The organism is Streptomyces sp. NPDC048603 (assembly GCF_043199475.1).
Taxonomy (GTDB): domain Bacteria; phylum Actinomycetota; class Actinomycetes; order Streptomycetales; family Streptomycetaceae; genus Streptomyces.
The window spans coordinates 143,948-156,040 of sequence record NZ_JBICVY010000004.1; the positions used below are offsets into that span (position 1 = coordinate 143,948).

General features: G+C 72.4%; 11 protein-coding genes. 1 reads left to right on the forward strand and 10 read right to left on the reverse strand.

Annotated features, from left to right (window positions below; all coding sequences use genetic code 11):
• The first annotated feature begins 83 nt into the window (after positions 1–83).
• Positions 84–581, forward strand: coding sequence for a MarR family winged helix-turn-helix transcriptional regulator (locus ACGFQ9_RS10450; protein ID WP_393573226.1), 498 nt, complete (start codon positions 84–86; stop codon positions 579–581).
• Here the strand turns inward: ACGFQ9_RS10450 and ACGFQ9_RS10455 are convergent.
• The 10 genes from ACGFQ9_RS10455 to ACGFQ9_RS10500 all read right to left on the reverse strand — a co-directional run bounded on the left by ACGFQ9_RS10455 (position 540) and on the right by ACGFQ9_RS10500 (position 12,067).
• Positions 540–1,352 carry a LuxR C-terminal-related transcriptional regulator gene (locus ACGFQ9_RS10455; RefSeq protein WP_393573228.1) on the reverse strand — a complete coding sequence of 271 codons (813 nt, stop codon included), beginning with the start codon at positions 1,350–1,352 and terminating at the stop codon, positions 540–542. The two genes, ACGFQ9_RS10450 and ACGFQ9_RS10455, sit on opposite strands and share 42 nt — an antisense overlap.
• A gap of 611 nt (positions 1,353–1,963) precedes the next feature.
• On the reverse strand, positions 1,964–2,932 hold the full coding sequence (galE, locus tag ACGFQ9_RS10460; RefSeq protein WP_393573230.1) for a UDP-glucose 4-epimerase GalE: 969 nt from the start codon (positions 2,930–2,932) through the stop codon (positions 1,964–1,966).
• A 207-nt stretch (positions 2,933–3,139) separates the two neighbouring features.
• Positions 3,140–3,814, reverse strand: a complete 675-nt coding sequence (locus ACGFQ9_RS10465; RefSeq protein WP_393573232.1) for a response regulator transcription factor — start codon at positions 3,812–3,814, stop codon at positions 3,140–3,142.
• A 116-nt stretch (positions 3,815–3,930) separates the two neighbouring features.
• Positions 3,931–4,353 carry a hypothetical protein gene (locus tag ACGFQ9_RS10470; RefSeq protein WP_393573233.1) on the reverse strand — a complete coding sequence of 141 codons (423 nt, stop codon included), beginning with the start codon at positions 4,351–4,353 and terminating at the stop codon, positions 3,931–3,933.
• Positions 4,354–4,448: 95 nt separating this feature from the next.
• On the reverse strand, positions 4,449–6,350 hold the full coding sequence (locus tag ACGFQ9_RS10475) for a PQQ-binding-like beta-propeller repeat protein (RefSeq protein ID WP_393573235.1): 1,902 nt from the start codon (positions 6,348–6,350) through the stop codon (positions 4,449–4,451).
• A gap of 23 nt (positions 6,351–6,373) precedes the next feature.
• Positions 6,374–8,071, reverse strand: a complete 1,698-nt coding sequence (locus tag ACGFQ9_RS10480; protein ID WP_393573237.1) for a PQQ-binding-like beta-propeller repeat protein — start codon at positions 8,069–8,071, stop codon at positions 6,374–6,376.
• Positions 8,072–8,219: 148 nt separating this feature from the next.
• A complete protein-coding gene (locus ACGFQ9_RS10485) occupies positions 8,220–10,028 on the reverse strand; it encodes an ABC-F family ATP-binding cassette domain-containing protein (RefSeq protein WP_393573239.1) in 1,809 nt (602 codons plus the stop codon).
• Positions 10,029–10,055: 27 nt separating this feature from the next.
• On the reverse strand, positions 10,056–11,381 hold the full coding sequence (locus ACGFQ9_RS10490) for an acyltransferase (RefSeq protein WP_393573241.1): 1,326 nt from the start codon (positions 11,379–11,381) through the stop codon (positions 10,056–10,058).
• Positions 11,382–11,456: 75 nt separating this feature from the next.
• Positions 11,457–11,720, reverse strand: coding sequence for a hypothetical protein (locus tag ACGFQ9_RS10495; RefSeq protein ID WP_393573243.1), 264 nt, complete (start codon positions 11,718–11,720; stop codon positions 11,457–11,459).
• Complete coding sequence (locus ACGFQ9_RS10500) at positions 11,717–12,067, reverse strand: DUF6247 family protein (protein WP_393573244.1); 351 nt, start codon at positions 12,065–12,067, stop codon at positions 11,717–11,719. Before ACGFQ9_RS10500 ends, ACGFQ9_RS10495 begins: the two co-directional genes overlap by 4 nt.
• Between the last annotated feature and the right edge of the window lie 26 nt (positions 12,068–12,093).

Consider the following 12,093-nt stretch of genomic DNA (forward strand, 5'->3'; position numbering starts at 1 on the left):
GGCCCCCTCCATGCCCAGGGTGGCGGAAAATATATCTTGACGTCAAGAGACTTCATATCGACAGACCCCTTACAATGATCCGCATGGAGGACGAGGTCGACCGACTGGTCGCGGCATGGCGGCGGGAGCGCCCTGACCTCGACGTGGAGCCGCTCGAAGTGCTCAGCCGCGTGTCCCGGCTCGCGCGCCACCTCGACCGGGCCCGCAGGCTCGCCTTCTCGGAGCACAATCTGGAGCCGTGGGAGTTCGACGTCCTGACGTCGCTGCGCCGCGCGGGCGCGCCCTACCAGCTCTCTCCCGGCCAGTTGCTGACCCAGACCCTGGTCACCTCCGGGACCATGACGAACCGGATCGACCGGCTCGCCAAGAAGGGCCTGGTCGAGCGGCTGCCCGACCCCAGCGACCGCCGGGGGGTACTGGTGCGGCTGACGCCCGACGGGCGCGAGGCCGCCGACCAGGCGCTCGCCGGGCTGCTCGCCCAGGAGCGGGCGATCCTGGCCCGGCTCTCCCGGGGCCAGCGCGCGGACCTGGCCGCGCTGCTACGCCGGCTGACCGCTCCGTTCGACAACATTCCCGGCTAGTCCCGGTCCCAGGTCGGCGGGCCGTACACCGGCCCGGCGGGCCAAGGCCACCGCGGCCAGCGTGGAGTGCACGCCCAGCTTGCCGAGCACGTTCTGCATATGGGTGCGGACGGTGTGCGGGGAGAGGAACAGCCGCGCGGCCACGTCCTTCCGGCCCAGCCCGGCCACCATGCAGCGGAGCACCTCGTGCTCGCGCGGGGTCAGCGACTCCACCAGCCGCTCGCTGTCGGTGCGGTGCTTGCGGGCCGCCGTCAGCTCCCGCAGCACCCCGGTGAGCAGTGCGGGCGGCAGGTGCGTCTCCTCCCGGAGCACTCCGCGGATCACCGCGAGCAGCCGGGACAGCGAGCAGTCCTTGGCGACCCAGCCGGAGGCCCCGGCCTGCAACGCGAGTGCCGCCCGGCGGGGCTCGTCCCGCTCGGCCAGCACGACCGTACGGACCGCCGGGTGCGCGGACCGGACGCCCGCGACCAGGGCGATGCCGTCCCCGGTGCCGCCCGCCTGGGCGGAGTGGGACGCCGGTGCGGCCGCCGGCTGCGCCGGTCCCGGCTCGCGCTGGGCCGGCACCGCGGGCGCGGAGGCGCCGAGGTCGGCGTCGACCAGCAGCACGTCGAAGCGGCGGCCCTCGGCCGCGGCGCGGTCGAGGCAGCGCAGCGCGGCGGGACCGCTGCCCGCCGCCGAGACCTCCACGTCGGGCTCGGCCGCGAGCGCGGCGGCGAGCGACTCGGCGAAGATACGGTGATCGTCCACCACGAGAACCCTGATACGAACCACAGCCACCCCCACGGGTCGCGGAACGGACGACGGCGGGTACGACGCCCGGGACCCGGTGGTCCACAGTCGCCGCGGCCGCCGCCACGTCTTCACTGCATTACCCCGGACCGGACGTCGTACCCGACGTGTCTCGACCCCTGAATCAACACCGGCCCCCACCGGTGTCACGCTTCAGCGTAGGACGGTGGGCGGCCGATGGTTGGCCGAATAGCAGAAGTTTTCCGAGCTGTTTTCCGGCGAGGCGTGCCCCGAACGGGCCTGCCGGTGGCCGGAAATCGCCCATCTGAACGGCTCGGCAGGGGGATTCCCGCCCGGCGCGTGCCACGGGCAGTTGCGTGAGGGGCATTTCACGCAGCGTGTACGCGCCGAGCGCCCGCGCACATGGTGCGGTCCCAGCGCGCACACGCCCGCGCACTCCCCCGGTTCCGATCCGGCGCGAACCCCGGAGCGTCCGGCTCCGGCCCTGCTCAGAGGTGCTCGGTCCCGCTCAGCCGGGCACCGCGGCGCCGCCCTGCGGGCTGCCGCGGCCGGGCCCGGCGCGATGGTTCCGCCCGGCCCCGGCACTTCACTCCTGCCCGGCCCGGCGCTTCAGTTCTGCCCAGTCCGGCGCGTCAGTTCTGCCCGGTCTCGCGGCGCCGCGCGAACTCCCAGGCGTCCGAGACGATCCCGGCGAGGTCCGCACGGCGCGGGGTCCACCCGAGCTTCTCGTGCGCCGCGCGTGCCGAGGCGACCAGGACGGCCGGGTCCCCGGCCCGGCGCTCGGCGATCACCTCGGGGATCTCGTGGCCGGTGACCTTGCGGACGGTCTCGATGACCTCGCGCACCGAGAAGCCGTTGCCGTTGCCCAGGTTGCAGATCAGGTGTTCGCCGTCGCGCGCGCCGTCCAGCGCCGCCAGGTGGGCCTCGGCGAGGTCGGCGACGTGGATGTAGTCGCGGATGCAGGTGCCGTCCGGGGTCGGGTAGTCGTCGCCGAACACCGAGATCGCCGCGCGCCGCCCCAGCGCCACCTGCAGCACCAGCGGGATGAGGTGGCTCTCCGGGTCGTGCCGCTCGCCGTACTCCCCGTAGGCGCCCGCCACGTTGAAGTAGCGCAGCGATACGGCGGCCAGGCCGTGCGCCGCGCACTCGCCGGTGATCATGTGGTCCACGGCCAGCTTGGACGCGCCGTACGGGTTGGTCGGCGCGGTCGGCATGGACTCGGTGATCGGCGTGGCGGCCGGCTCGCCGTAGGTGGCCGCGGTGGAGGAGAACACCAGCTTCCGCACTCCCGCTCCGCGCATCGCGGCGAGCAGCGCCATGGTGCCGCCGACGTTGTTCTCCCAGTACTTGCCCGGGTTCACCACGGACTCGCCGACCTGGGAGAAGGCGGCGAAGTGCAGCACGGCCTCGTAGGAGGGGTCCAGGTGGCGCCCGGCGTCGCGGATGTCCGCCTCGACGAAGGCGGCGCCCGCCGGGACGCCCTCGCGGAAGCCCGTGGAGAGGTTGTCGAGGACGGTGACCTCGTGGCCGGCTTCCAGGAGGTGGGCGGCGACCACGCTGCCCACGTAACCGGCGCCGCCGGTGACCAGGTACTTGCTCACTCGTTCGCTACCTCTCGCAGTCGCCGGCCGCGCTTCGTCGCGCGGCCTGTCCGACTCTGGCTTACCCGATCCGGCGGCCCGCGCGGAAATCGGGGCCTCCGGAACGGGTGCGGCCGGGACCCGGGAGCGGCCCGGAACGGGGGCGGCCCGACAGGGGACGGCCCGACAGGGGGTGGCCCGACAGGGGACGGCCCCGCCCCGGTCCGGTCAGGCGGACGGCCCGGTGGCCCGGTCCAGCAGTCCGGTACGGGCGGCCAGCGCGGCAGCCTCCAGCCGGGAGCCCACGCCCAGCTTCATCAGCACCCGCTGCACGTGGGTGCGGGCGGTGCTCGGGGCGATGGCCATGCCGGCCGCGATCAGCCGGGTGTCCTCGCCCTCCGCGACCCGCACCAGCACCTCCACCTCGCGCGGGGTCAGCAGCCGCAGCAGCCGGCTGCCCTCGTCGTCGGGCTGCGCGGCCGGGTTCAGCAGCTCCGCGAAGGCCCCCTGGAGCAGTTGCGGGGAGATGGCGACCTCACCGGCCCTGGCCTTGGCCAGGGCCCGCTCCACGCCCTCGATGCGCTCGTCCTGGCGCACGTACCCGGAGGCACCGGCCGCGAACGCCGCGGCGATCCCGCGCGGGCTGGGCACCGGGCCCAGGACCACCACGGCGATCTGCGGGCGCTCCCGCTTGATCCGCACCACCGGTTCAAAGACCCCCGGCTCGGCGGGCGATGCGGTGCCCAGCAGGCACACCTCGGGGGCGCGGCTGATCACCAGCTCGGCGGCCCCGGCGGCCGGCGCGGCCGCGGCCAGCACCCGGTGCCCGCGCAGTTTCAGCGCAGAGGCGAGCGCCTCGGCCAGCAGCCGGTGCTCGTCGACCACCATCACCCGTACGCCCATGTCCCGGGAAGCTACACGCTTGTTCGAGGGCACGTCCGGGATACCGCGCAGAAGCCCCCGGAAGGACGGACCTTCCGGGGGCTCGTTCCGGCGACCCGGTTGCCCGGGCCCGCGGGTTACGCGTACGGGTTCGAGATCTTCCCCGACAGGGAGCACTGCTCCGGGCCGGCGTTGGACACCCGGCAGACCTCGATCCGGAGCCAGTAGATGGTCGAGCTGTCGGTCAGGTGCGTCACGGCCTTGGTGTTGGCCCACTGACCGGACGCCGTCCGCCAGGCATACGCCTTCTGCCCGCTTCCGGTCGATGCGACGACGCGCATCTTCGCCACCCTGCCGTCCGCCTCGGTGTCCGTCACCTTCAGGTCGATCGGGTTGGCGGTCTTGTTGCTGACCCAGTCCACCGCCATCTCGCCGCGCGCACCGGGAACCTCGGCACCGACGACGGCCGTCGCCGAAGCCGGTCCGGCGACCATCAGCACCGTCGCCGCCGCACCGGCCATGACCCCCGCGGACTTCCAGTGCTTCTTCAGGGCTTTCACGCTCACTCCTCCGGGCATGCGAACTCAAATGATCTTGAGATGTTCAGTGGCAGCATAGGCCCTGCCTCTCCCGCGGAGGGACCGCTCGGCCGCATTCAGTGCACGCTGAAGGAGGCGAAGAGGTACTTCTTGTCGATGGAACTCGAGCTGCTGATGAGGTCGTCCGCGATGAACAGGCGGCCGTCGGCGTAGCGGAACTCGGCGCTCTCCGCGACGAACCCGGTCTCCGCCCTGCGGGTTTCCTTGTCGTCCGGGTTGACCATGAGCACGGTCTCCTTCATCGTCGCGCTGTCGATGCTGACGACCTGTCCGCCCTTGTCGTAGGGGGGCCGCTTGTAGGCGATGATGTTCGAACCGTCCATGCGCAGCGGCAACATGGTGTAGCGCTCACCCGCGTCGGCCCGGTCGGTGGTCTGCTTACCGGTGTTCAGGTCGAAGGACAGGATCTCGTTCGTGCGGGAACTGCCGGAGCTGCCGCTGCCCTGGTGCTCGATGGTCGGCAGGTAGAGCCGGCCGTTTCCGACGACGTACTTCGTGCAGTCCTCCACCTCGGTGGCGCCGCACTCCGGCTGGTAGTTGCCGCTGGTCAGCGAGATGGTGCTCTTCAGCCCACCGGCCTCGTCGATCACGAAGACGTCACTGACGCCGGTGGCGTTCTTGGCCGTCCAGTTGACGTTGGCGGAGACCACCAGCGGCTTGGTGGCGAGGATCTGGGCGTTCTCGATGCCCTGGGACATCCGGTACGAGTACTTGGGCGCGCCGGTGGTCGGGTCGAGCACCTGGGCCTGCACGGTCTGGCTGCCGACCCGGCCGCACCTGCGGATCACGGCGAGGGCCTCGCCGCCGCCGTAGCCCAGGTCGTAGCAGCCCTCGTTGTCGGTCTTGGGCTCCCAGAGCACCTTGCCGTCGTTGAGGTTCCAGGCTCCGCCGCCGGAGAGTCCGCCGGCCGCGACGGTCTGGCCGCTGATGGTGACCTCGGCGAAGGACACCTTGCGGTCGCCGGTGTTGGCGGACTTCGCCTCGGCGGACCACACCAGCTTGCCGGTGTTCAGGTCGATGACCCCGACGTTGCTGCAGGCCGGGGACTTCTCCTCGGCCGTCGGCAGCTTGTACTGGAAGAGCACCGCGGTCTTGTCGCCCGAGACGTGCCGGCTGGCGCCGCAGATGTGGCCGGGCAGCGGGACCGACCACTTCTGGCTGCCGTTGTCGAGGCTGTAGCCGATGACCTTGGCGACGTCCGACTTGGCGTAGACCGAGTCGGTGAGCCAGGAGCCGTAGGTGCCGATGGTGTTGAGGCCGCCGTCCTTGTCCGGCGGGACGGTGGGCTGCTCGACGTTGATCAGGGTCTTGGCATTGGTGTTTCCCTGCGGCTTCTCGGATCCGCCGCCCCCGGTCCCGCCGCCCTTGTTCTGGCCGCCGCCCGGGGTCGGGCTGCCGGTCGCCGCCGGGGTGTCGTCGTCGCCGCCGTCGTCGGAGACCAGCCAGAAGCCGCCCGCCAGGATGACGGCGATGGCGACCACGGCCGCGCCGATGATGAGCAGCTGGTTGCGCTTGGCGTTGCCGCCCGGGCCGGCCGGGGCGGTGCTGCCCATCGGCTGGGTCTGGTACGGGTCGGGCGCCTGGTGCGGGGGCTGGGGCTGGTAGCCGGGCTGCTGCTGCGGGAAGCCGTAGCCCTGGGCGGGCGGGGGCGTCTGCGGATAGCCGTAACCCTGCTGCGGGTAGCCGTAGCCGGGCTGTCCGGGCTGTCCGGCCGGCGGCTGCGCCGGTGCCGCGGGGGCGGCCGGGGGCTGGGCCGGCGGTGCGGCCGGCGGCGCCGGCGGCTGTGCGGGCTGCTGCGGGGGCACCGGCGGGGGTGCGCCGAAGCCTCCGGCGCGGGGGTCCTGGGGCGCGCCGAAGCCGCCGGCACGGGGGTCCTGCGGGGCTCCGAAGCCGCCCGCGGGCGGCTGGCCGGGCGGCGGCGGGGGCTGGTTCGGCGGCGGTGGGGGTGGGGTGGTCATAGCGGTTTACTGCCTCTCGTCGTTCACTTGCCGAAGGCCATCAGGAATTTCTCGGGCCCGTCGCCGCGGCCGCTCAGGCGGGACTGCGAGATGAACAGCCTGCCGCCCGCCCAGTCGATCTGCGGCTCGAAGAAGCCGCTCTCGACGGTGGCCGCGCCCGACGGGTTGCGCAGCAGGGTGGTCGGCTTGCCGCCGCCGGCCGGGAAGGACAGCACTTCGCCGCCCTTGTCGTAGTCGGGCTCCAGGTAGGCGATCAGCTGTCCGTTCTCCGCCTTCAGCGGGACGGCGCTGCGGCCCTGGCCGGCCGGCGCCCGCCACTTGATCTTCCCGCTGGTCAGGTCGAAGGCGGCGATCTCGTTGGAGTCGCCTTCGGTGGGCAGGTAGACGGTGTTGCCGGGGCCGTCCACGACCACTCCGGTGCAGCTCTGCGGTCCGGAGAAGATGGAGAGGCCGCAGCGGGCGGCGAAGCTGCCCTCGCCGGTGAGCTGGGTGCGCAGCTTGCCGTCGGGACCGACCACCATGATGGATCGCTTCTTCTCGGCCTTGTTGGTGGCCTCGGCCACGACCGGGTCGGTTCCGTAGACCTTGTTGACGCTCCAGCCCTTGGGCATCTTGAACGCCCACTTGGGCTTGCCGGTGACCGGGTCGACGCCCTGGAGCTCCTCGCTCTGGTCGCCGCAGTCGGCGATGGCGATCAGCTTCGCTCCACCCGCGTAGCTGCCCGGCCTGCAGCCGCTCTCCGGCTTGCCGAACAGCTTGTCGCCGGTGCTGACCTTGAAGGCGCTGGCCCCGCCGAGCCGGCTGACGGTGAGGGTGTCACCGGTGATGGCCAGGCTGGGCTTGCCGCCGCCGTCGAAGAGGCCCTCCTTGGGGAGCTCCTTGGTCCAGCCCTCCTTGCCCGCCTTCAGGTCGACGAGCTTCATCTGGTTGCAGTCGGCGGTGCTGGAGTTGCCGTTCTGGAACATGACGACGGTCTTGCCGTCGGCCGTGGTCTGCCCGGTGGCCCCGCAGACCTCGGCGGGGAAGGAAACGGTCCAGCGCTGCTTCCCGTCGTTGACCGAATAGCCGGTGACGGACTTGGCGACGGCCTTGACGACGATGTCCCCGACGATCCACTGGGCGGGTGCCTCGGCGCCTCCGCCGGGAAGTTCGATGTCGTTGTTGCGCAGCCAGAGGACCTTGTCCTCGCCGGGCTTGCGGCCGGCGTTGAGGTCCGTCTGCTCGCTGCCGCCGCCTCCCTTGCCGTCTCCGTCGTCCACGGAGGCGGTCGGGGACGGGGCGTCGCCCACCCCGCCGCCGCCCGGGGTCGGGCTGCCGTTGGCCTGCGGGGTCTTGGGGTCGTCGTCCCCGCCGGCCAGGAGGGCGTACCCGCCGGCGCCGAGCGCGATGACGGCGGCCGCGGCGGCGGCGATCAGCACGATGCCCTTGCGGCCGCCGGGGAGGCCGCCGCGGCCGGGCTGGGTCTGCGGCGGGCCGGGCGGCACCGGCGGCGGGAAGGCGTAGCCGGCCGGCGGCTGTTGCGGCGGCTGCCCGAACTGCGGGGGCTGCTGCGGCTGTGGCGGCTGCTGCGGGGGCTGCTGTGGCTGTGGAGGTTGCTGTGGTTGTGGGGGCTGTTGGGCCTGCGCGTACGGGTTGGAGCCCTGCTGAGGGGCGCCGTACCCGTGCTGCGGCGGACCGGGCAGGTGCCCGTAACCCTCAGGAACGGGCGGCGGGTTCGTCATCAGCGCATACCTTCGGCGAGTCTGGGTAGTGGGGGGATGAACCTTTCTACCACTGACCGAGGACAGGCAACGGGCCGGTCACATCCCCTGTTCCCGAGGTAGGACCGGCCCGTGACGCCGCCGTTATGCCGCCGGACTCTCCCGGAACTCACGCCTCCTCGGCGAGCTCCAGCCAGCGCATCTCCAACTCGTCGCGCTCGGAGAGCAGTTCCCGGAGCTCGGCGTCGAGCTTGGCCACCTTGTCGTAGTCGGTGGCGTTCTCGGCGATCTGCGCGTGCAGGTTGGACTCGCGGTCGGCGAGCTTGTTGAGCTGCCGCTCGATCTTCTGCAGCTCCTTCTTCGCGGCCCGGGTGTCCCCCGACGGCTTCTCCTTGGCCGGGGCGGCCGCGGCGGCGGGCGCCCCGGCGGCGGCAGCGGCCTGGATCATCTTCTGCCGGCGCTCGAGGTACTCGTCGAGGCCGCGGGGCAGCATGCGCAGGGTGGCGTCGCCCAGCAGCGCCATCACGGTGTCGGTGGTCCGCTCGATGAAGAACCGGTCGTGGGAGATGACGATCATCGTACCGGGCCAGCCGTCGAGGAGGTCCTCCAGCTGGGTCAGCGTCTCGATGTCCAGGTCGTTGGTGGGCTCGTCGAGGAACAGCACGTTCGGCTCGTCCATCAGCAGCCGCAGGATCTGCAGCCGGCGCCGCTCGCCGCCGGAGAGGTCGCCGACCGGCGTCCACTGCTTCTCGTTGGTGAAGCCGAACTGCTCGCACAGCTGGCCCGCCGTCATCTCCCGGCCCTTGCCCAGGTCGACCCGGTCCCGGACCCGCTGTACGGCTTCCAGGACGCGCAGGGACGGGTCGAGTTCGCCGACCTCCTGGGAGAGGTAGGCCAGCCGGACGGTCTTGCCGACGGAGATCACACCGGACGCGGGCTGCTGTTCGCCCTGGGTGCGGGCGGCCGCGGCGAGGGCGCGCAGCAGGGAGGTCTTGCCGGCGCCGTTGACGCCGACCAGGCCGATCCGGTCGCCCGGCCCGAGCTGCCAGGTCAGGTGCTTGAGCAGCACCTTCGGCCCGGCCTGGACGGAGACGTTCTCCAGGTCGAACACGGTCTTGCCGAGGCGGGCGTTGGCGAAGCGCATCAGCTCGCTGCGGTCGCGGGGCGGCGGCACGTCGGCGATGAGGGCGTTCGCGGCCTCGATCCGGAAGCGCGGCTTGGAGGTGCGGGCGGGGGCGCCGCGGCGCAGCCAGGCGAGCTCCTTGCGGACCAGGTTCTGCCGCTTGACCTCTTCGGTGGCGGCGATCCGCTCGCGCTCGGCGCGGGCGAACACGTAGTCGCTGTAGCCGCCTTCGTACTCGTGGACGGCACCGCGCTGGACGTCCCACATCCGGGTGCAGACCTGGTCGAGGAACCAGCGGTCGTGGGTGACGCAGACCAGGGCGGAGCGGCGCTCCTGGAGGTGCTGGGCCAGCCAGGAGATGCCCTCGACGTCGAGGTGGTTGGTGGGCTCGTCGAGGACGAGCAGGTCCTGCTCGGCGATGAGCAGCTTGGCCAGCGCGATGCGGCGGCGCTCGCCGCCGGACAGCGGGCCGATGACGGTGTCCAGGCCCTGGTTGAAGCCGGGCAGGTCGAGTCCGCCGAACAGGCCGGTCAGCACGTCGCGGATGCGGGCGTTGCCGGCCCACTCGTGGTCGGCCATGTCGCCGATGATCTCGTGCCGGATGGTGGCGGCCGGGTCGAGGGAGTCGTGCTGGGTGAGGATGCCGATGCGGGCGCCGCCGGTGTGGGTGACCCGCCCGGTGTCGGGTTCCTCCAGCCGGGCGAGCATCCGGATGAGGGTGGTCTTGCCGTCGCCGTTGCGGCCCACGACACCGATCCTGTCCCCCTCGGACACGCCGAGGGAGATGCCGTCGAGCAGGGTACGGGTGCCGTACACCTTGCTGACTGCCTCGACATTGACCAGATTGACGGCCATCAGACGCGCTCCAGGGAAAGGGATGGATCAGCCCCTCAGCCTAACGCTCCCGCCGGGCCGGGAGCGCTCGACCAGCACCCATCCGCCGATCACCATCGCGATGGCGACGGGCGCGGTGACGGGTACGGCGACGAGGACGGCGCTGTGGCCTTCCAGCAGTCCGCCCAGTCCGGTCATGGACAGTCCGAGGACGCCGAACAGGCACAGGGTGATCCCGAGGGCGGCGAGCGGACCGGGGCCGGGGGCCGCGGGGCGGGGTGCGGCCGGGGTCTCGAACCGGCGGAAGAGGGCGACCAGCGCGGCGGTGCCGAGGCCGGCGAGCAGGACGCGTACGGGCAGCTGGGCCCACCAGGCGGGGGAGGCGGGTGCGGGCAGCGGCAGTCCGAGGGCGAGCTGGGCGGCGTACACGCCGAGCATGGCGGTGAGGTGCCAGAGGAAGGCCGTCATGGCGATGCCGTTCGCGGCGACGACCGCGCGCCATGCCCGGGGCCGGGCGAGCAGCCGGGCGGCCGGGGCGCGCAGCAGCTCCACCGCGCCGACCAGCCACAGGGCGTGGCAGAGCAGGGCGAGGGTGGGCGGGGCCATGTTGGAGACCTTCTCCCCGGGCATCCCGACCATGGACAGCGGGTACGGTCCGCGGGCCACCAGCACCACGGCGCCGGCGAGTCCGGCCGCGGCGAGGAGGCCGGGGCGGGTGATGCGGCCGTCGGCGCGCAGGAAGCCCAGCTGGTGGACGGCCAGCCAGACGAAGGCGAAGTTGAGGAACTCCAGGTAGGGGACCCCGGCCGCGAACCTGAGCAGGTCGACGGCGGCGGCCGCGCCGGCGAGCGCGGCGAAGACGGCCCAGCCGTGGCGTTCGTGGAGGCGCAGCAGCGGCGGGGTGAGGGCGACCATGGCGAGGTAGATCCCGATGAACCAGAGCGGCTGGGTGACGATCCGCAGCGCGGCCCCGGTCAGCCCGCCGCCGGCGCCGGCGAGCTGTATGGCGGCGGCGAGGACCGTCCACACCGCGACGAACACCAGGGTCGGCCGCAGCAGCCGCTGCAGCCTGGCCCGTACGAAGGCGGTGTAGACGGGCTGCCCGTCCAGCCGCCGGGCCAGCGACCGGTAGGACAGGGCGTGCGAGAACCCGCCTACGAAGAAGAACACCGGCATGACCTGCAGCGCCCAGGTGAGCAGCTGCAGGCCGGGCACCACGGCGAGCAGGTTTCCCATCCGGCCGTCCGCGGTGACGGCGGCCATGAGCCAGTGCCCCAGCACGACGGTGCCCAGCGATCCGGCCCTGAGCAGGTCGACGTACCGGTCCCGCCCGGCGGGCGTGGCGGCGGCGAGTTCGGCGGCGGTGTGTCCCATGGGGACACGGTCCCGCCGCCCAGGCCCCCGCCGTCAGCGCGCAGGTACTCATCCGTGGCCTGAGTACGCCCGCCTTCAGCCCAGCCAGACCACGCGTACGACGGAGATTTCCCGTAGACGCTCCGGCGCGAGGAACATCAGGAAGCCCCGGCCGCCGAAGATGTCGAGGGTGCGCAAGCCGCCTCCCTCCACCGGGCCGCGGCCCACCTCAGCGGCGTCCCTGCCCAGGATGGCCAGCTGCTCGGCCAGCCGTTGCACCTCGGCGACGACTTCGGCAGGCAGGTCGCCGACGACGTGTTCCGCGTCCGGGTTGTAATGCCACGTCCAGGCATCGCTCACGCGGCGGCCTCGCGGCGGGCGGCGGCCAGAATCTCCTGGATCTCCGCTACGGCTGCGTCCAGCTTGTCGCGGTCCGAGGCGGTGCCGGCGATGGTCTCCAGCTCATGCATTCGGCGTGCACGGGTGGGGATGCGCTGGATTGCAACGAATTCACCCCACCATTGCAGGAAGGCGCGCAGTGGCGCGATGGTGCTCTGTTCGGCACTCTGCTCAGCCGCCCGGTCCAGGTGCTCCACGAACGCGGGCAGGTGAGCGGGAGCGATCTGAGCCACGGCCGCCCGCAAGGCGGCCGGGGTCAGCGCAGGCATGGGGATCAGCGGCGTGTCGGCCACCGCATGCTCGGTCATCGCACTGCCTCCCGGGTCCGCGTCGG